Annotated in this window: 20 protein-coding genes; 8 read left to right on the plus strand and 12 right to left on the minus strand. The window is 72.6% G+C overall.

Going from position 1 to position 18,853, the window contains the following annotated elements; all coding sequences use genetic code 11:
• Positions 1-4: 4 nt before the first annotated feature.
• A complete protein-coding gene (gene soxR, locus ABZ783_RS03395) occupies positions 5-466 on the minus strand; it encodes a redox-sensitive transcriptional activator SoxR (protein ID WP_357434320.1) in 462 nt (153 codons plus the stop codon).
• A 46-nt stretch (positions 467-512) separates the two neighbouring features.
• Here soxR and ABZ783_RS03400 point away from each other — a divergent pair, with 46 nt between their 5' ends.
• Together ABZ783_RS03400 and ABZ783_RS03405 are read left to right on the plus strand one after the other, a co-directional pair.
• Positions 513-1,205 (plus strand): transketolase, encoded by a 693-nt coding sequence (locus tag ABZ783_RS03400; protein WP_357434321.1) that lies wholly within the window; start codon positions 513-515, stop codon positions 1,203-1,205.
• 2 nt (positions 1,206-1,207) lie between these two features.
• Positions 1,208-2,086: a transketolase gene (locus ABZ783_RS03405; RefSeq protein ID WP_357434322.1), complete on the plus strand. Its 879-nt coding sequence runs from the start codon at positions 1,208-1,210 to the stop codon at positions 2,084-2,086.
• Between the two features lie 70 nt (positions 2,087-2,156).
• Here ABZ783_RS03405 and ABZ783_RS03410 read toward each other — a convergent pair whose 3' ends face one another.
• Positions 2,157-2,855 carry a glycosyltransferase family 2 protein gene (locus ABZ783_RS03410; protein WP_357434323.1) on the minus strand — a complete coding sequence of 233 codons (699 nt, stop codon included), beginning with the start codon at positions 2,853-2,855 and terminating at the stop codon, positions 2,157-2,159.
• Between the two features lie 262 nt (positions 2,856-3,117).
• On the opposite strand from ABZ783_RS03410, the gene ABZ783_RS03415 reads away from it, so the two are divergent.
• Positions 3,118-4,716 carry a ricin-type beta-trefoil lectin domain protein gene (locus tag ABZ783_RS03415; protein ID WP_357434324.1) on the plus strand — a complete coding sequence of 533 codons (1,599 nt, stop codon included), beginning with the start codon at positions 3,118-3,120 and terminating at the stop codon, positions 4,714-4,716.
• A 57-nt stretch (positions 4,717-4,773) separates the two neighbouring features.
• Here ABZ783_RS03415 and ABZ783_RS03420 read toward each other — a convergent pair whose 3' ends face one another.
• From ABZ783_RS03420 to ABZ783_RS03440, 5 genes are all read right to left on the minus strand, one after another.
• Positions 4,774-5,376 carry a hypothetical protein gene (locus tag ABZ783_RS03420; RefSeq protein ID WP_357434325.1) on the minus strand — a complete coding sequence of 201 codons (603 nt, stop codon included), beginning with the start codon at positions 5,374-5,376 and terminating at the stop codon, positions 4,774-4,776.
• 58 nt (positions 5,377-5,434) lie between these two features.
• Entirely contained in the window at positions 5,435-6,904 is a 1,470-nt protein-coding gene (locus tag ABZ783_RS03425) for a HAMP domain-containing sensor histidine kinase (RefSeq protein ID WP_357434326.1), read from the minus strand.
• Entirely contained in the window at positions 6,897-7,589 is a 693-nt protein-coding gene (locus ABZ783_RS03430; protein WP_357434327.1) for a response regulator transcription factor, read from the minus strand. The genes ABZ783_RS03425 and ABZ783_RS03430 overlap by 8 nt, the downstream gene beginning before the upstream one ends.
• Before the next feature lie 68 nt (positions 7,590-7,657).
• On the minus strand, positions 7,658-8,170 hold the full coding sequence (locus ABZ783_RS03435) for a hypothetical protein (RefSeq protein ID WP_357434328.1): 513 nt from the start codon (positions 8,168-8,170) through the stop codon (positions 7,658-7,660).
• A gap of 204 nt (positions 8,171-8,374) precedes the next feature.
• Positions 8,375-9,547, minus strand: coding sequence for an acetyl-CoA C-acyltransferase (locus ABZ783_RS03440; protein WP_073837066.1), 1,173 nt, complete (start codon positions 9,545-9,547; stop codon positions 8,375-8,377).
• A 114-nt stretch (positions 9,548-9,661) separates the two neighbouring features.
• On the opposite strand from ABZ783_RS03440, the gene ABZ783_RS03445 reads away from it, so the two are divergent.
• Positions 9,662-10,099 (plus strand): PH domain-containing protein, encoded by a 438-nt coding sequence (locus tag ABZ783_RS03445; protein ID WP_357434329.1) that lies wholly within the window; start codon positions 9,662-9,664, stop codon positions 10,097-10,099.
• A gap of 50 nt (positions 10,100-10,149) precedes the next feature.
• On the opposite strand, the gene ABZ783_RS03450 is transcribed toward ABZ783_RS03445, so the two are convergent.
• On the minus strand, positions 10,150-11,097 hold the full coding sequence (locus ABZ783_RS03450) for a rhomboid family intramembrane serine protease (protein WP_357434330.1): 948 nt from the start codon (positions 11,095-11,097) through the stop codon (positions 10,150-10,152).
• Between the two features lie 25 nt (positions 11,098-11,122).
• The gene (locus ABZ783_RS03455) at positions 11,123-11,653 is read right to left on the minus strand and encodes a peptidylprolyl isomerase (RefSeq protein ID WP_357434331.1); all 531 of its coding nucleotides are present in this window, start codon (positions 11,651-11,653) and stop codon (positions 11,123-11,125) included.
• An 84-nt stretch (positions 11,654-11,737) separates the two neighbouring features.
• On the opposite strand from ABZ783_RS03455, the gene ABZ783_RS03460 reads away from it, so the two are divergent.
• The gene (locus ABZ783_RS03460) at positions 11,738-12,526 is read left to right on the plus strand and encodes a hypothetical protein (protein WP_357434332.1); all 789 of its coding nucleotides are present in this window, start codon (positions 11,738-11,740) and stop codon (positions 12,524-12,526) included.
• Positions 12,527-12,587: 61 nt separating this feature from the next.
• Here the strand turns inward: ABZ783_RS03460 and corA are convergent, their stop codons facing one another.
• From corA to ABZ783_RS03475, 3 genes are all read right to left on the minus strand, one after another.
• The gene (gene corA, locus ABZ783_RS03465; RefSeq protein ID WP_357434333.1) at positions 12,588-13,736 is read right to left on the minus strand and encodes a magnesium/cobalt transporter CorA; all 1,149 of its coding nucleotides are present in this window, start codon (positions 13,734-13,736) and stop codon (positions 12,588-12,590) included.
• 354 nt (positions 13,737-14,090) lie between these two features.
• Positions 14,091-15,185, minus strand: coding sequence for a PLP-dependent aminotransferase family protein (locus ABZ783_RS03470; protein ID WP_073837060.1), 1,095 nt, complete (start codon positions 15,183-15,185; stop codon positions 14,091-14,093).
• A 246-nt stretch (positions 15,186-15,431) separates the two neighbouring features.
• Positions 15,432-15,824 carry a CBS domain-containing protein gene (locus tag ABZ783_RS03475; protein ID WP_357434334.1) on the minus strand — a complete coding sequence of 131 codons (393 nt, stop codon included), beginning with the start codon at positions 15,822-15,824 and terminating at the stop codon, positions 15,432-15,434.
• 313 nt (positions 15,825-16,137) lie between these two features.
• Here ABZ783_RS03475 and ABZ783_RS03480 point away from each other — a divergent pair, with 313 nt between their 5' ends.
• From ABZ783_RS03480 to ABZ783_RS03490, 3 genes are read left to right on the plus strand one after another with little or no spacing between them, the layout of a single operon-like run.
• Positions 16,138-16,869, plus strand: coding sequence for a phosphocholine cytidylyltransferase family protein (locus ABZ783_RS03480; protein WP_073837058.1), 732 nt, complete (start codon positions 16,138-16,140; stop codon positions 16,867-16,869).
• Entirely contained in the window at positions 16,857-17,924 is a 1,068-nt protein-coding gene (locus ABZ783_RS03485) for an iron-containing alcohol dehydrogenase family protein (RefSeq protein ID WP_073837057.1), read from the plus strand. The genes ABZ783_RS03480 and ABZ783_RS03485 overlap by 13 nt, the downstream gene beginning before the upstream one ends.
• Positions 17,899-18,624: a CDP-alcohol phosphatidyltransferase family protein gene (locus tag ABZ783_RS03490; RefSeq protein WP_357434335.1), complete on the plus strand. Its 726-nt coding sequence runs from the start codon at positions 17,899-17,901 to the stop codon at positions 18,622-18,624. Before ABZ783_RS03485 ends, ABZ783_RS03490 begins: the two co-directional genes overlap by 26 nt.
• Positions 18,625-18,853 lie beyond the last annotated feature (229 nt).

Below are 18,853 nucleotides of genomic sequence, written 5' to 3' on the forward strand. Positions count from 1 at the left end.
CCGGTCAGGCCGGCGCCGGGTCCGAGTCGGGGCGGGGCAGCATGAGCCGCGCGCCCGGGCCCTCGGCGGCCAGCGAGTCAGCGGGGTTGTAGAGGGTGCAGCGCTGCAGCGACAGGCAGCCACAGCCGATGCAGCCGTCCAGGTCGTCGCGGAGCTTGCCGAGCAGCCGGATCTTCTCGTCCAGCCGGTCCCGCCAGCTGCGGGAGAGGGCGGCCCAGTCGTCCGGGGTGGGCGTACGCGACGACGGCAGGGAGTCGAGCGCCTCCCGGATCTCTTCCAGCGAGACACCCACCTGCTGCGAGATCCGGATGAACGCCACCCGACGCAGCTCGGTGCGGGCGTACCGGCGCTGGTTGCCGCCGGTGCGCTGGGACCGGATCAGCCCGAGCCGCTCGTAGTAGCGCAGCGCGGAAGGGGCCACCCCGCTGCGGGCGGCGAGCTGTCCGATGGTGAGTGCTTCGTGCATCACAGGGCCTTGAGTTGAAGTGCGCTTCAACTCCGAGGCTAGCGGCATGACGACGACGACCGCCACCGACCCCGCCGTGCTGCGGGCGCTGCTCGACCGGGTCCGCGCCGGGCGCGAGTTCGGCGCGAACGTGTACTCGACGCTGGACGTGCTTCAGGTGCTCTACGACCGGGTGCTCCGGATCACCCCGGAGACCGTCGACGACCCCGACCGGGACCGCTTCCTGCTGTCCAAGGGGCACGCCGTCGCCGGCTACTACGCGCTGCTCGCCGCGAAGGGCTTCATCCCGCTCGAGTGGCTGGACGACCAGGGCGGGCCGGACAGCCGCCTCGGCGACCATCCGGACCGGCTCCTGGTGCCCGGCGTGGAGATCGGGTCCGGGTCGCTCGGGCACGGGCTCGGCCTGGGTGTGGGCACCGCGCTCGGGCTGCGGGCCCAGGGCCGGTTCGACCCCCGGGTGTACGTGCTGCTCGGCGACGCCGAACTGGACGAGGGCTCCAACCACGAGGCGATCGCGTACGCCGGGGCGACGGGGCTGGCCAACCTGACCGCGATCGTGCTGGACAACCGATCGGCAAGTCACGGCTGGCCGGGCGGCGCGGCGAGCCGGTTCACCGTCAACGGGTGGAGCGCCGCGACGGTGGCCGGCCGGGACCACGAGGCCCTGCACACCGCCCTCACCGGGCACGACAACCACCGGCCGCACGTCGTCGTCGCGGTCGTCACCGACGGGGAGTGATCATGCGCGACACCTTCGTGGCCACGGCCACCGCCTTCCTGGACGACCCCCGGACCACCATCGTGCTGGCCGACATCTCCGCCGCGGCGTTCGCCCCGGCCGCCGAACGCCACCCGGACCGGGTCATCAACGTCGGCATCCGGGAGCAGCTCATGGTGGGCGTGGCGGGTGGCCTCGCGCTGACCGGTCAGCGCCCGATCGTGCACAGCTACGCGCCGTTCCTCATCGAGCGGGCGTACGAGCAGATCAAGCTGGACCTCGACCACCAGGGGGTCGGGGCGGTGCTGGTCAGCGTCGGCGCGTCGTACGACCGGGCGACGGCGGGCCGCACCCACCTGAGCCCGGCGGACGTCGCGCTGATCGACACCCTGCACGACTGGACGGTCCACGTGCCCGGCCACCGGGACGAGGTGCCGGGGCTGCTGCGCGGCGTGGTGTGCGGGTCGGATTCGGCGTACGTGCGGTTGTCCACCCAGAGCAACGCGCGGGCGTACCCGGAGGCGGGTGACCTGCGGGTGGTCCGCGACGCGGGACCGGGTGCGCCGCTGCTGGTGGCGGTCGGGCCGCTGCTCGACCAGGCCCTCGCGGCAGTCGCCGACCGGCCGGTCACCGTGGCGTACACCCATCGGCCGCGGCCGTTCGACACGGCGGGGCTGCGGGCCCTTGCCGGCACCGAGGTGATCCTGGTCGAGCCGTACCTGGCCGGCACCTCGGCGCGGGTGGTCGGCGCGGCGCTGGCCGACCGGCCGCACCGGTTGCTCGCTCTCGGGGTGGGCCGGTCGGAGCTGCGCCGCTACGGCACGCCCGAGGATCACGACCGCTGGCACGGCCTGGACGCGGCCGGCCTGCGCCGGTCGGTCGAGGAGTTCCTCGCCGCCTGACCGGGGATCGCGGTGTCGCGGGATCAATCAGCCCGGGACACCGCCGCATCCGCGACCTGGCGATGAGAGATCAGGAGTCGACCGGGCGGCGCCGGGCACGCTCACGGGCCAGGATCCAGATCGCCTCGACGCCGTCCTTCCAGGTGATCTTCTTGCCCTCCTCGCGGCCCCGCGCGCGGTAGCTGATCGGCACCTCGTACGGGCGGATGCGCTGGCGGAGCAGCTTGCCGGTGACCTCGGCCTCCATGCCGAAGCCGCGGGAGCGGATCCGCAGCGAGCGGTAGAGCTCCAGCGGCATCAGCTTGAAGCAGGTCTCCAAGTCGCCGATGTAGGAGTTGAAGAGCACGTTGGCCGCCATCGTGACGCCCTTGTTGCCCATCACGTACCAGAAGCTGTAGGCGCTGTGGCTGCCGAAGGTCCGATTGCCGTAGACGACCGTCGCCCGGCCGTCAAGCACCGGCTCGAGCAGCCGCGGGATGTCCTGCGGGTCGTACTCGAGGTCGGCGTCGAGGATGACCAGGTAGTCGCCCTCGGCGTTGTCGACGGCGGTCTTGATCGCCGCGCCCTTGCCGGCGTTGCGCTGGTGGGTGATGACCCGCAGCCGGGCGTCGTCCACCCGGCCGAGCACCTCGGCGGTGCCGTCGCGGCTGCCGTCGTCGACGACGACGAGTTCGATCTCGCACGGGTAGTCCACTGCCAACGCCTGCTTGAGGGCATCCGCGATGCGTTCTTCCTCGTTGTAGACCGGCATGAGGATCGACAGCTTCACGGGTGCTCCACGGTGGCGACGGCAGATCGGGCCTAGCGTAACCTGGCTGGTCCCCGCGGTCAGCAAAGCATGGCAGCGAATTCGACGAGGTTGAACATCCGGACGGTCCGCTGCCGCCCGCACGGCCGACCCGATATGTCGGAAGGGTCCACTTCCGCACCCGCCGCAACGTTTCTGAGACGCATTCACATCCCTCCTCCATTCGGGTTACCTTCCGGTAACTCAATCGACGTCGAGCGATTGAACCGAAAGGAGTGCGTCGATGCTTGGTACCCCCGCCAGGCGCGCGCGGACGACCCGACGGCGGGCCCTGGCCGTCGTGTCCGCCGCCGCTCTCGCCCTGCCGCTCCTGGTCGGACCGGCCGACCCCGCGGCCGCCGCCGATCGGCCGGCCGTCCAGCCGCTCCCCGCCGCCCTCGAGACCGTCCGGGCCGCCGAGGCCACCGCCCTCTACGGATCCCCCGAACTCCGGCCGCTGGAGCAGCGGCGGACCGCCCTGGTCACCATGGGCGACAGCGAGATCTCCGGGGAGGGGGTGGGCAACTACGTCCCCGGCACCCATCAGCCCGGCAACTGGTGCGACCGTTCGTACGACCAGGCCGTCTTCCGTACCGGCATCCCGGCCGACGAGCGCTACAACCTGGCCTGCTCGGGCGCCACCCCGTGGCACCTGATGGCCGGCGGCCCGACCCAGCACAACGAGCTGAACCAGGGCGACTACCTGGCGATCAAGGCGCGTAACACGCACGTCGAGCTGATCTGGGTGGTCGTCGGCGCGAACGGCGAAGGCACCATCCAGTTCGGGCCGGTCGCCACCGACTGCGCGATCCGCCGGGTCTTCTTCCAGGGGGCGTGCTGGCCGACGTACACCGACCAGTGGACGATCCGCACCGACGGCAGTCGGGTCGCGGTCGAGGCCGCGATCAACTCGATCCGGCAGACCATGACCTCCGCCGGCTACCTGCGCTCCGACTACGAGCTGGTGCTGATGTCGTACCCGAGCCCGGCCAGCCCGGACGTCGAGGACAACCCCGACTTCCCCGGCTGGTACGCCGGCGGCTGCCTGCTCTACCTGGCCGACATGGCGTTCGCCCGGAACAAGGCGGTGCCGCTGTTCGAGTCGGCGCTGCGCGCGGCCGCCGCGAACACCGGGACCCGCTACCTGGACGCCAGCCGGCTCTTCCACGGCCACGAGGTGTGCACCGACAACACCTCGGTCCGCGGGCTCTACATCGAGGTCGGGATCTGGGACGAGAACGCGGCCCGGCAGTCGTTCCACCCCAACTACCGGGGCCACGGCATGTTCGCCCAGTGCATCACCCAGTTCTGGACCGCAGGCCAGCAGCAGGCCACCTGCGTCGACCCGGCCAGCACGGGGCAGGGCGTGCTGGTCAACGGGCTGCTGGCGTTCCGGCAGTTGCGCAACGTCGCCACCGGCACCTGCGTGGACGGCAAGGGATACGACTCGCGCAACGGCACCGTGCAGCAGTCGTACGCCTGCCACGGCGGGCGGAACCAGGGTTTCTGGTACGACCCGGCGCGGCAGTCGCTGCACTCCGAGCTCTCCCACGACCGCTGCCTGGACGTGACCGGCGGCTCGCTGACCGCCGGCACCACGGTCAACAGCTACGACTGCCACGGCGGGCCCAACCAGAAGTTCGTCTTCGCCGGCAACCAGCTCAAGCCGGCCGGCGCGAGCAACCTCTGCGTCGGCTTCGACAACCCACTGCTGGGGACCCCGCGGCTCCGGCTGGCCGCCTGCTCCACCAGCACCCGTCAGCAGTGGTCCTTCGAGTCCCGGTCGTACGCCAACCCGGTCGGCTACGGCCACGACGACTTCATCGGATCCCACGTCTACTGAGCAGAGCGGTCAACCGGGGCCCCCGCTACCACCGGCGGCAAGCGGGGGCCCCGCCGTTCACTGCTGCCTGACCGGCACCACGATCAGCCGGGCGCTGCCACCGTCGCCGTCCTTGGCACCCGCGACCCCGACGGTGGTGCCGACCTTGATGTCGCTGGACCGCACGGTGGTGCGCCGCTCGACGACCCGCAGCTTGTCGCCGAAGGTCCAGGTCATCGTGAAGCCGTCGGTGGACTTCACGGTCATCGACCGCTCGTCGATGGCGGTCACCTGGCCGCGCTGGACGGCGATCGTCTTCGTACCGCCGTCCTTGGTCCGCACCACGACCTCGCCGTGCAGCGTGTTCTTCCGGAGCAGCACCCGGGCCCGGTGCCGCTTCCGCCACTCCTCCGCCCGCTCACCCCGCTTGTCCTGCGGACCGGCCTGCTCACCGGCCGGGGCGGCGGCCGAGGGGGCGGCGACCGGGTCGACGTCCAGCTCGGCGGCGTCGAAGCCCAGCGCGGCGAGCGCCTGACCGTCCGCCCCCATGGCGGCGGCCACCTCGACCGCGGTCTCCTTCGCGGGGTCCGCGGCGAGCGGGGCCGGGCCGCAGCCGGTGAGGCCGAGCGCGGTGGCCGCGAGCAGCGCGGTGACGCCGGTGACGATTCCCTGACGTGCCATCGGTTGTCCTCTCTGGTCCGTGGTGCCGTCATCGTCGCCTGGGCGGACGAGCGGATCGTCAGGCCGATGTTCGGGTCAGGTAAGGATCACCGGGCAGCCGGACGGCGAAGGCCGCGCCGCCCTCCGGGGCGTGCCCGGCGGCGATGTCGCCGCCCAGGCGGCGGACCAGCCCGGCGGCGAGCGCCAGGCCCAGGCCGCTGCCCACCTTGCGCACACCCCGGTACCGCTGGTGCAGCGCGCCGCGCTCGAACGCCACGGCCAGGTCGTCGTCGGTGAAGCCGGGTCCGCCGTCGCGGACCTCGACGACGCCGCCCGCGGCCGGGTCCGCGCCGGCCGGCCGGACCGCGAGCACGATCGGCGCCCCCGGCGGTACGACCCGCAGCGCGTTCTCCAGCAACCCGTCCACGACCTGCCGGATCCGCCCCGGATCGGTGTACGTGGGCACCGGCCCGCCGGGCGTCTCCACCCGGAACGGCACCCCGACCGCCGCGCACCGGTCGGACCAGGTCCGTTCCGCGTCGGCGGCCAGCCGGGTCAGGTCGACCGGGCCCGGCTCCAGCGGGAAGTCGGCGGCCTCCAGCCGGGCCAGCGCCAGCAGGTCGGCGACCAGCCGGTCCAGGTGCTCGGCCTCGGCGAGCATGGTCCGCCCGGTGGCCGGCACCGCATCCGCCTCGATCACCCCGTCGGCCAGCGCCTCGGCATAGCCCCGGATCGCGGTGAGCGGGGTGCGCAGTTCGTGCGAGACGGAGAGCAGGAACTCCCGCTGCCGCCCCTCGCTGGTGGCCAGCGCGGCGGCCAGCCCGTTCAGCGCGTACGTCAGGTCGGCCACCTCGTCCGGGGGCTCCACCGGTACGCGGACCGCCCGGTCCCCGCCGCGCAGCCGGGCGGCGGCCCGGGCGGCGGTCCGGATGGGCCGGGCCAGCCGGCGGGCGAGCAGCAGGCCGGCGACCACCCCGGCGGCGAGCCCGGCGAGCAGCGGCAGCCAGAGGCCGCGCAGCACCTGCCGCCAGGGTCCGCTGGTGGTGGCCCGGGTCAGCACTAGCCCGTCGCCGCCGGCCAGCGTCCGCCCCTCGACCAGCGCCCGCCCCTCGACCAGCGCCCGTTCGCCGTTGACCAGCCGCCGGCCGGAGACGTCCCGCCCGGACGCCACCCGGCTCACCACCTGCCGGGGCAGGCCGGGGCGATCCACCTGGCCGGCCCGGATGAGGTACACGTCGATGTCCTGCTGGCGGAGTTGGCGGATCAGCCGCTCCCCGGCGGCGTCCCGCTGCCGCGCCGCGCTGACCCGGAGCACACCGGCCGCGAGCTGGGCCTGGGCGGCGAGCGCCTCCTGGTCGCGCCGCTCGGCGCCGCGTACCGCCAGCGGGACCGCGACCAGCGCGGTGACCAGCACCGACACCAGCGCCACCGCGCAGGTGACCAGGACCGCGCGGGCGGTCAGGGTGTGCGCGAGGCGCCGCCGGGGCGGGGCCGGGCGGGGCCCGAGCACCGGCAGCGCGACGGTGGGCTGGTGGGTGTGCTCAGGCATCGGCCGCGTACCCGACGCCGCGGTGGGTGCGGATCACGCTGGCCGGGCCGAGCTTGGCGCGTACCTGCGCGACGTGCACGTCCACCGTCCGGGTGCCGGCGTGCGCGGCGTACCCCCAGACGCCGGCCAGCAACTCCTCCCGGGTGAAGACCCGGCCGGGCCGGGCCATCAGGTGCGCGAGAAGGTCGAACTCGGTGGAGGTGAGCTGGACCGGGGCACCGGCCGCGGTGACCGTCCGGCGGGCCGGGTCCAGGGTGACCGCGCCGACCACCCGGGGCTGCTCGGCCCCGGCGGCCGCCCCGGCGGCCCGGCGCAGCACCGCCCGCACCCGGGCGACCAGCTCGCGCGGGCTGAACGGCTTGGTCACGTAGTCGTCCGCGCCCAGTTCCAGGCCGACGATCCGGTCGACCTCGTCGTCCCGGGCGGTGAGGAAGATGACCGGCGTCCAGTCGCCGGCCTCGCGCAGCCGCCGGCAGATCTCGGTCCCGGCCAGGCCGGGCAGCGCGATGTCGAGCACACAGGCCACCGGGCGCATCCGCCGCGCGGCGGCCAGCCCGGCCGTGCCGTCCCGTTCCAGGTGTACGGCGAACCCGTCCCGGGCCAGATAGAGCCGGACCAGATCGGCGATGGCCGGCTCGTCCTCGACCACGAGGACGAGCCCGCGCGGCGCGGTGTCGGCGGTCACCGGCCAATGATTACCGACCGGCGCCCGACCGGGATGTCAGGGACTGTTCGGGTTCGGTAAGGAGCCGGTCAACGCACCGGCGCCGGGCGGAACACGACCGGCCGGGTGCCGACCGGCGGCTCGCCGATGGTGGCGACCAGCCGCTCCGCCGACGTCCGGAGCCGGGTCCGGAAGGCGTGGTTGAGCAGGGCGTCGACCTGCCACACCTGCTTCGGGTGGTGGGTACGGATGAGGAACCGCTCGCGGACCCCGTCGATCGCGGTGGCGGCCAGCTCGACGCTGTGCGACCGGGGGTCCGGGCTCCAGGTCACGTTGCTCAGCTCGCGCAGTTCGGTGTTGAGGTGCAGGCGCAGCCGGTGCAGCACCCGGGTCTGCTGGGTCACCACCAGGCGGCGGTGGGTGAGGAGCATCAGGTACTCGCCGCCGATCGGATGGTCCGGGCGGCTGCATCGGGTCACCAGGATGGTGGCGTCGCCGGAGCCCACGCACCGGCGGAACACCGGCATGTGCCGGCTGACGGTCTGGGTCGCCAGGCCGGTCTCGGCGGCGGCCGGAAGGAACGTTCGCGAGAACACGTCCATGCAAGATGCAACGAGCATGTGAGCAGGGGTGATATGGGTCACTCCCGATTTCTGGAACTTCCAGCTATGCAACTCGCACTCGTTGTCCGGCCGCCGGCCCCGGCCCAGCCCGCCGAGTGCGGGCGCGCCCGTGATCGCCGGGTGGCGGCGCTCGCCAGGTCCGGCCGGACGGGTGGCCGACCGGCGGGCGAGGAGATCGTCCGATCAGAGCAGCTCGACGATGGTGGCGTTGGCCATGCCGCCGCCCTCGCACATGGTCTGCAGGCCGTAGCGGATTCCGTTGTCCCGCATGTGCTGGAGCATGGTGATCATGATCCGGGCACCGGACGCGCCGAGCGGGTGGCCGAGGGCGATCGCCCCGCCACGCGGGTTGAGCCGCTCCGGGTCCGCCTCGGTCTCCGCCAGCCAGGCCAGCGGCACCGGGGCGAACGCTTCGTTCACCTCGTACACCCCGATCTCCTCGATGCCCAGCCCCGCGCGGCGCAGCGCCTTGGCGGTGGCCGGGATGGGGGCGGTGAGCATGGTGACCGGATCGTCGGCGGCGACCACGGCGGTGTGTACGCGGGCCAGCGGGCGCAGTCCGTGCCGGCTGGCCCACTCGCTGGTGGTGACCGCGAGCGCCGCGGCCCCGTCGGAGATCTGCGACGCGGAGCCGGCGGTGACCACGCCGTCGGCCTTGAACGGGGTGGCCAGCTCGCCGAGCTTGGCCAGCGAGGTGTCCCGGCGGATGCCCTCGTCGGCGGTGAACTTGCCGCCGTCGGCGAGCGCCACCGGGGCCAGCTCCGGGTCGAACGCCCCGGCGTCCTGCGCGGCGGCCGCCTTCTCGTGGCTGGCCAGCGCGAACTCGTCGAGCTGGCTGCGCGAGAAGCGCCACCGCTCCGCCATCAGCTCGGCCCCGACGCCCTGGTTGAACGGCAGCGGGCTGTCCGCGGCGACGCCCTCGACGCCGCGGTAGCGCTCCAGGATCGCCGCGCTGAACGGCATCCCGCCGGCCACGCTGGAGCCCATCGGCACCCGGGTCATCGACTCGACGCCACCGGCGACCACCAGGTCGGCCTGACCGGAGAGGACGGTGGCGGCGGCGAAGTGCAGCGCCTGCTGGCTCGACCCGCACTGCCGGTCGAGAGTGGTGCCGGGGACCGACTCGGGCCAACCGGCGGCGAGGACGGCGTTGCGCGCCACGTTCCACGACTGCTCGCCGACCTGGGACACGCAGCCCCAGACCACGTCGTCGACCTGGCCCGGGTCGATGCCGGTCCGCTCGGCGAGGGCGCGCAGCACATGCGCCGACAGGTCGACCGGGTGCACGCCGGCGAGGCTGCCCTTGCGCCGCCCGACCGGGGTCCGTACCGCACCGACGATGACCGCGTCACTCATGTTTACTCCCCGGTAACTTGGGCTGCCCCGATCCTACGTCCTCACCCGGCCGGCCGTCCTCCCCCCGCTACCCGTCCGTCGCGCCGGGGACGGGTCGGCTGGCATGCTGGGACCGTGCATCCCCAGTCGACTCCGGCCCGGCAGTGGCGGGTGCCGGCGGTCCTGCCGGTGGCCAAGCTGGTCGCGGCGCTCGTCCTGGTCGCGCTCGGCCTGCTCTTCGCCGGCGGCGACCGGGTCCAGCTCGTGCTCGCCGGCCTGGCCGCCGCCGCGCTGGCCGGTTGGGGGGTACGCGACCTGGTCGCGCCGGTCCGGCTGGCCGTGGACGCGGAGGGCGTCACGGTGATCCAGGGCTTCGCCGGCCGCCGGCAGCTGCCCTGGCCGGCCGTGGAGGCGATCCGGGTGGAACGGCGTACCCGACGGGGGCTGACCGCCGAGACGCTGGAGATCGACGCGGGCGAGTCGTTGCACCTGTTCGGCCGGTACGACCTGGACGCGCCGCCGGAAGAGGTGGCCGATGCGCTGCGCGCCGCCCGCGCCGCCGGGACCGGCTGACCCGGCCAGCGGCTGACCCGGCCAGCGGCAGGGCCGGCCGGGCTGCCCGTTCAGCCGGTGAGCATCGAGGTGCGGACGAGGACCAACCCCAGGAGCGCGACCAGCACGATCGCCCCGCCCGCCGCCTGGAACCCGGTCCGCCGCATCCGCGGCGCGTACGCCAGGACCAGCGCCATCACCGCGCCGGTGACCAGGCCGCCCAGGTGACCGGCGATGGAGATGCCCGGCACGGTGAACGTGAAGATCAGGTTGATCACCAGGATCGGCAGGATGGCCGAGGTGTCCCGGCCCAGCCGTCGCATGATGACGAAGGTCGCGGCGAACAGACCGAAGATGGCGGTGGACGCCCCGACGGTGCTGGAGTTCGGCGGGCTGAACAGATAGGCGGCGACGTTGCCGCCGATTCCGGCGATCAGATAGAGCGCGAGGAAGCGCAGCGGCCCGAGCACCGCCTCCAGGCTCCGGCCGAGCACCCAGAGCGCCCACATGTTGAGCAGCAGGTGCACCAGGCCGTAGTGCAGGAACATCGCGGTGACCAGGCGGTACCACTCGCCGGCGGCGATGCCGTGGAGCGGGCCGAATGGGACGTACGCGGCGTAGGCGAGTACGCCGCCCCCGCGGGTCAGCGGGGTGGAGCCGCCGAGCAGGCCGCCGAAGCCGGAGCCGCCGACGGCCGCGTCCCCGCCCCGGTCCGAGGCGATGGACAGGATCATGACCAGCACGTTCAGCGCGATCAGGGCCTTCGTGACGTAGCCCTGGCGGCCGGCGGCACCGCCACCGAAGGCGGTACGCGCCGGCCGCACGCTACGGCGTCCCTCGCTGACGCACTCGGGGCACTGGTGCCCGACGGAGGCGTCCCGCATGCACTCCGGGCAGATCGGCCGGTCACACCGGGTGCACCGGACGTACGTCTCCCGATCGGGGTGCCGGTAGCAGACCGGAGTGGTCGGCGTCGGTCCTCCGGTGGCGTCACCTGTCTGCCCGGAGCGCTCAGTCATGCGAGCAAAGGTACCCGGGCCGTGGTCAGGACGGCTTGCGCTCGATCTCGACGCGCTCGATGACCACGTCCTGCAGCGGCCGGTCGCTCGGGCCGGTCGGGGTGTTCGCGATCGAGTCCACGACCTTCGCCGACTGCTCGTCGGCGACCTGCCCGAAGATGGTGTGCCGGTTGTTCAGGTGCGGCGTCTGGGAGACCGTGATGAAGAACTGCGAGCCGTTGGTGCCCGGCCCGGCGTTCGCCATCGCCAGCAGGTAGGGGCGGTCGAAGCGCAGCTCCGGGTGGAACTCGTCGGCGAACTTGTAGCCCGGGCCGCCGCGACCGGTGCCGGTCGGGTCGCCCATCTGGACCATGAACCCGCTGATCACGCGGTGCGAGATGGTGCCGTCGTAGTACGGCCCGCTGCCCGGCTGGCCGGTCCGCGGGTCGATGTATTCCTTCGTGCCCTCGGCCAGCTCGACGAAGTTGCGGACGGTCTTCGGCGCGTGGTTGGGGAAGAGCTCCAGCCGGATCGGGCCAGCGTTGGTGTGCAAGGTGGCGTAGACAGCCTCGGCCACGGGTACTCCTCACTCGTTGGTCAGTTCCATGCGGATCCTCCCATGTGCCCGATCTGGCCATGCGGAGGCATCCGAAGGTGGAGGATGACGGAGGAACAACTCCCAGGAGGTGGGACCGTGTTTGGAATCGGGCGGCGTAAGACCCGGGGGCAGCTCGCGAAGGCGGAGCTGAGCCAGGGCATCGGTCACCTGAGGCAGGCCGCGGCGCATGCCGCGAAGGGTGTCGGCCCGCGGGTCCAGGCAGCCCGGGCTGCCGCCGCGCCCACCGCGATCATGGTCCGGGACCGGGCGTCGGACGGGCTCGCTTCGACGGCGGCCTCGCTCGCGCCGCTGGTCCTGGCCGTGCGCAACGCGCAGGCCGAGGCCGCGGGCAAGAAGGCGGTGGTTGGCCGGAAGGCCGCCGCCCGGAAGGCCGCGGTGACGCGGCAGGCCAAGGCGAAGAACCTCAAGGCCGCCAGGAAGCGGAAGCGGTCGCGGGGCATGATGACGGGCCTGTTCGCCGCCGGCGCGGTGGCCGGCCTGGCTGGCGCGATGGCCATGCGCCGCCGCCGCGAGCAGCAGGAGTGGGCCGAGTACGACCCGACCGGCACGCTGGAGCCGATGCGCGAGGACGTCGACACCATCGTGGTGGAGACGCCCGACCCGACGGCGAAGGTGACCCAGGCCGGCCGGACCGGCGCCGGCAACTCGGCGATGGCCGGCAACGGCAGCGCCGCCACCGCCAAGTCCAGCAGCCAGCCGGTGGTCCAGCCGACCGACAAGGTCCCCTCGGTCGCCGAGGGTGCCCGGGACACCTCCGGCCGCCCGGCCACCGACGTCAGCAAGGCAGTGAACGCGGGGAAGAACTCCGCCAAGTCCAGCGGTGGTCGCTGACCCGGGTCGACCACGGAAGCGCCGGCCGTGCGGGCCGGCGCTTCCAGTTGCCCGGGACCGGCTACAGCCAGCCGTTGCGGCGGAACCAGCGGTAGAGGGCGAGCGAGATGGTGAGCATGACCGCCAGCACGACCGGGTAACCGTACGTCCATTTCAACTCGGGCATGACATCGAAGTTCATGCCGTAGATGCCGGCGATCGCGGTCCACACCGCGGCGATGGCGGCCCAGGCGGCGATCTTGCGCATGTCGTTGTTCTGGTCGACGGTGACCTGGGCCAGCCGGGCCTGGAGGATCGAGTTCAGCAGGTCGTCGTACGAGCTGACCTGCTCCACAGTGCGGCTGAGGTGGTCCTGCACGTCCCGGAAGTAGCGCCGGATCTCCTCCGGCACCTCCCGGTTGACCTGGGAGGTGAGGGTGAGCAGCGGACGCTGCAACGGTGCCACCGCCCGTTTGAACTCCACCAGCTCCCGCTTCATCTGGTAGATCCGCTGGATCCGCCCGCTGCCCTGCCGGTCGAAGACGTCCGCCTCCAACACGTCGAGGTCGTCCTCCAGCCGGTCGGCGACCTCCAGGTAGAGGTCCACCACCCGGTCGGTGACCGCGTACGCGACCGCCCACGGGCCGTGCCGCAGCAGGTCCCGCTTCTCCTCCAGGTCGGCCCGGACCGGCGCGAGCCGGCAGGCGTCGCCGTGCCGGACACTGATCAGGAAGTTCGGCCCGATGAAGAGCATCACCTGGCCGGTCTCCACCACCTCGGAGTTCTCCGTCAGCTCCGCGTGCTCGCAGTAGCGGGCGGTGCGCAGCACCAGGAACGTCACCTCGCCGAAGCGCTCCAGCTTGGGCCGCTGCTCGGCCTTGACCGCGTCCTCCACGGCGAGCTCGTGCAGGCCGTAGGTGGCGGCGATCGCGCTCATCTCGTCCAGTTCCGGCTCGTGCAGGCCGAGCCAGACGAAGGCGTTGCGCTCCTTGCGGGCCGCCGCCAGGGCGTCGGCGTAACCCCACTCGCCCGACTGGCGCTTGCCGTCCACGTAGAGGCCGCAGTCGACGATCCCGCTGCGGCCGGTGTCGGCCGGCTCGGGCGTCCGGGGAGAGCCGTCGGCGTTGAGAATGCGGGACATGGCGCGTACCGGTGCCGCCCAGGCCCGTGGTCTGATCATCCGCCCGCCGTTCTGCCCGGCGGTGCGCTCGCGTGCCACCCGGTCCGTCATCTCGCCCCCTTCCGACGGTGCTGCGGCTTGCAGGTTACGCCGATCGGGGCGAATCGCAGCCCGAGCGGCCGGCAGCGGCGGCCGCGCTGCGACCGGGGTCACGCCGCGAAGGTGGCGCCGGGCGGGCCGGCCGCGTCAGGGGGGTGAGGGGCGACACGGCCCACCCGGCACCCTTGGGGGCGGGAGTTGTGCTGCGCGCGCCGGGGGTCCGGACGAGGGCCGGGTGCGGCTCCCCGGGCAACGGACCCGTCAACGACAGGCGAACGGCGCTCGCAGCATTGTGAGCCGCCGGCCGGCCCAGCGGGAGTGCTGAACCGGCCGGTATCGCCTTTTTGTCAGAAACCCGACAGAAATTCAGCCCCGGACGGCCGCCACCGCCTCGGCCAGCCGCCGGACACCCTCGTCGATCCGGTCCGCGGTCACTGCGGAGAACGCCAGCCGGAGCGCGTGCCGACCGCCGTCGATCATGAAGTCGCTGCCCTTGACCACGGCCACCCCGCGCTCGGCGGCGGCCGGGGCGACCCGGTCGACCTCGACGTCCTCCGGCAGCTCCACCCAGAGGAAGTAGCCACCGTCCGGCTCGACGAACCGGGCCTCGGGCAGATGCCGGCGCAGCGATTCCGCGAGCACCTGGGCCCGCTCGCCGAGGGCGGTCCGCACGGTCTGGATCGACCGCTCGATGTCGCCGGAGACGCAGAACTGGTGCACGATCGCCTCGGAGACCATGCCGGGCGAGATGTAGAGGTTGGTCGCCCGCTTCGCGATCCCGGCGATCAACTCCGGCGGGCCGACCAGGTAGCCGACCCGGACCCCCGGGCAGACCGTCTTGGTGAAGCTGGAGGCGTGCACCACCACGCCCCGGGTGTCCATCGACAGCATCGACGGCAGCGGCTCGCCGCGGAACCGGATGTCCGCGTACGGGTCGTCCTCGAAGATCGTGAAGCCGTACTCGGCGGCCAGGTCCAGCAGCTCGCGGCGCTTCTCCAGGGACAGGGTCACGCCCGCCGGGTTCTGGTAGTTCGGGATGACGTGGGCCAGCCGGGGGCGCACCCCGGACTCCAGCAGCTTGCGCAGCTCGGCGGTGTCCAGACCGTCGGGCTGGATCGACACGCCGTGGATCTCGCCGCCCATCTGCTGGAGGTTGAGCAGCGTCCGGTCGTACGTGGGGCGCTCGACCACCACCGCGTCGCCGCGGCGGACCAGGTGGTCGAAGAGGAAGGCGTCGGCCTGGAGGGAGCCGTTGGTGATCAGCACCTGGTCGGCCTCGACGCCGTGCTTGTCCGCGATCCACTTTCGCAGGGGCGGGTAACCGACGGAGGTGCCGTACGCCGTGATCCCGGCGGGATCGGCGTCGAACGCGCGGACGGCGGCGGCCTTGAGCCCCTCGACATCGACGATGTCCAGCGAGGGAGCGCCACGGGCGAAAGAGATCAGCTGCTCGGCGGTCATGCGCACGAGCCTAGGGCCTGGTCCGGCCGCTCCGACCGGCATACACGCGAAGTTCAACATGCGGGCGGTCGATCCGTCCGACCAGGGGCCGCCGGAGATCCGAACCGGGCTCGTGAGCTGTCGTACCTCGGGCGCTCCGCCGGCGTGGACAAGGTGGACTGGCGGGCCCCGGCGGCCTTCGCCGGGCCCGTGATCTGACGACCGCCCGGCCGTTCCGGCCGGGCCATCGTCATTTCCGCCCTCGGCTCAGACCTTCGCGGCGGCGTGCTCCCGCGCCCAGACCCGCATCAGGTCGCGTACCGAGATCACCCCGGCCACCTCCCGGCCGTCGAGCACGACCAGGTGCCGGAAGCCGCCGCGGGCCATGGCGACCGCCGCCTCCTCCACCGTCCAGTCCGGGCCGGCGTAGACGACATCCCAGGTCAGGTGGGCTCCGGTGCGTTCGACATCCGGATCGAGCCCGGCGCCGATCGCCTTGAGTACGTCGCGTTCGGTCATGATCCCGACCCCTTCGGAGTCCGGGTCGATCACGACCGCCGACCCGACCCGGCGGGCCGACATCATCTGGGCCGCCTCGCGGAGCGTGTGCTCCGGGCCGACCACGAGAACCTCACTGGACATCGCTTCCCGAACCTGCATCACGCATCACCCCTGTGGGACGGTGGCCTCGGTACGGACATGGTGGGCCATCGATGCGTACCGGGACAAGCCCGTCACCGCCACGAGCATGCCGCGACATCAAGGACGAGCTGATCGCCGCGGACGCCTTCGCCGCCCGGCGTTCGATCAGCGGTGACCGACGCCGTTGAGCTGCGGAAACGGCCGCGCATTATAGCCGAATTCAGGGCGCTTCCTGGCTGAACGACCGGCTAACACCAGTTGGCCGGAGCACTGCCGGGCGGTGACGCTATTCTCCACGATGACCATGTGTCAGTCGTGGGGAGGCGTCGGCATGATCGGGATGGTACTGGCAGCCGGTGCGGGGCGTCGGCTGCGCCCGTACACCGACACCCTGCCGAAGGCATTGGTGCCGGTGGACGGGGAGATCACCATCCTCGACATCGCGCTGCGCAACCTCGCCGAGGTGGGCCTGACCGAAATCGTGATCGTGGTCGGCTACGCGGCGGACGCGGTCCGCCAGCGGCAGGCGGCGCTGGAGGAGAAGTACGGCGTCAAGATCACCCTCGTTTTCAACGACAAGGCCGAGGAGTGGAACAACGCCTACTCGCTCTGGCTGGCCCGGGAGCACTTCTCCCGGGGCGTGCTGCTGGTCAACGGCGACACCGTGCACCCGGTGAGCGTGGAGAAGACCCTGCTGGCCGAGCGCGGGCCGGCCATCCTGCTCGCCGTCGACACCCTCAAGCCGCTGGCCGAGGAGGAGATGAAAACCACCTTCGACGCGGCCGGCCAGCTCACCCGGATCACCAAGCTGATGGACCCGGGTGAGGCGTACGGGGAGTACATCGGCGCGACGCTGATCGAGCCACAGGTGGCCGACGCGCTCGCCGACGCCCTGGAGGCGACCTGGCGGCGCGACCCGAACCTCTACTACGAGGACGGCTACCAGGAGTTCGCCGACCGGGGTGGCGAGGTGCGGGCGGCGCCGATCGGCGACGTCTCCTGGGTCGAGGTCGACAACCACGCCGACCTGGCTCGGGCGTGGGAGATCGCGTGCCGCTACTAGCCCGGACCGTCAACACCCCGCTGGCGATCGAGGTCCGCCGCGGTGCGGTCGCCGACCTCGGTCCGCTCCTCGCCGACCGCCGGATCTCCACCGGGGGCGACGTGGCGGTGGTGGTCGGCCCCGGTCAGGGCGAGAAGATCGTCGAGCTGTGTCGGCCGTCCCTCGGCGCGGCCGACGTGTTCACCGTCACCGGCGGCACCATCGACGCGGCCAACCAGCTCGGTGACCGGCTGCGCCGCCGCCAATACGACGCCGTGGTGGGCATCGGTGGCGGCAAGACCATCGACACCGCCAAGTACGCCGCCACCCGCTACGGCATCCCGATGGTGACCGTGGCGACCAGCCTGGCGAACGACGGCATCGCCTCGCCCACCGCCTCGCTCGATCACGAGGGCGGCAAGGGCTCCTACGGGGTGCACATCCCGATCGCGGTGATCGTGGACCTGGACTTCGTGGAGAGCGGGCCGGACCGGCAGACCCAGGCGGGCATCGGCGACGCGGTGAGCAACCTGAGCGCCTGCGCCGACTGGGAGCTGGCGCACGAGGTACGCGGCGAACCGATCGACGGCCTGGCCCTCACCCTCGCCCGGACGGGCGCCGAGGCGCTGCTCAACCACCCCGGCAAGATCACCGACGACGGCTTCCTCACCACCCTCGCGGAGGCGCTCATCCTCGGCGGCATCGCGAGCTCGGTGTGCGGGTCGACCCGACCGGCCAGCGGCGGCGACCACGAGATCTCGCACGCCATCGACAAGCTCTACCCCGGCACCGGCTCACACGGCGAGCAGGTCGGCCTCGGCGCGCTGTTCTGCACCTTCCTGCGCGGGGAGACCGAGCGCTTCCGGCAGCTCGTTCGCTGTCTGCACCGGCACGGCCTGGCGACCACGCCGGCCGAGCTGGGCCTGACCGACGAGCAGTTCGTCGAGGCCGTGCAGTACGCGCCGGCCACCCGGCCGGGCCGTTACACCATCCTCGAACACCTTGCGATGTCGCCCGACGAGACCCGCCGGCGGCTGGGAGATTACGCCGATGAACTTCGCGATGACCTTGGCTGACCCGTCCCGGCCCGCCGTCGCCGACTTCCACCGGGCCAACCGGGGTGGCGGTCTGTTCAGCGAGTCGATAAGCCAGTGGATCGGGGCGTTCTTCGCGCTGGTCGCCCAGCGGCTCGGGCTGCGTCCCACCGCGCTGACCCTCACCAACCTGGTGCTCGGCCTGACCGCCTCGGTAACCGTGATCGCGCTCGCCGGCCCGGTGGCCGCCGGTGACGTCCCGGCCTGGGCGGTCGGACTGGTCGCCCTGGTCGGCTGGCAGCTCGCCTACGCGCTGGACTGCGCGGACGGGCAGCTCGCCCGGGTCACCGGGCAGGGCAGCTCGGCGGGTGCCCGGATCGACGTGCTCTGCGACGTGGCCGCCCAGATCGCCCTCGTCGCCGCCCTGGGGGCGACCGTCGTGGCGCAGCGCCCGTCGACGCCGACCTGGCTGGTGGCGGTCTTCGCCGGCACCTGGATGGTCAACCTGGTCACCTCGGTGATGCAGGCCGGCCCGAACGCGGCCAGCATGGTCACCTCGTCCTCGCTCCCGGTACGCCTGGTGAAGCTGGTCCGGGACTACGGCGCGGTGATCTTCCTGGCCGGCCTGGTGCTGACCTTCGCCCCGGCGCTGGCCGTCTGGCTGGTCGTCGCCTTCACGATCGTCAACGGCGGCTTCCTGCTCGCCAGCATCGCGTTCTCCGCCCGCGCCTCCCTCCGCTGACGACCGCGGCTGGGACCGGCCACGCCCAACAGTCCCGGGTTACGGTGAGTGACCTTCCGAAAGCGGTCGCACCCAACCACCCCACTCGCTTTGCTCTGCAGCCACCGGCGCAGCGGTAGCTGAAAGTGCCTGTTGCGTCGATGGCTGCAGAGCAAAGGCGGCGAAGCGGGGTCTGGTGGGAATCCCTGGGAATCCGGCATCGGCCCAGCTCAGCGCCGAAAATGCTCAG

Source organism: Micromonospora sp. NPDC047738 (assembly GCF_040642675.1).
GTDB lineage: Bacteria > Actinomycetota > Actinomycetes > Mycobacteriales > Micromonosporaceae > Micromonospora.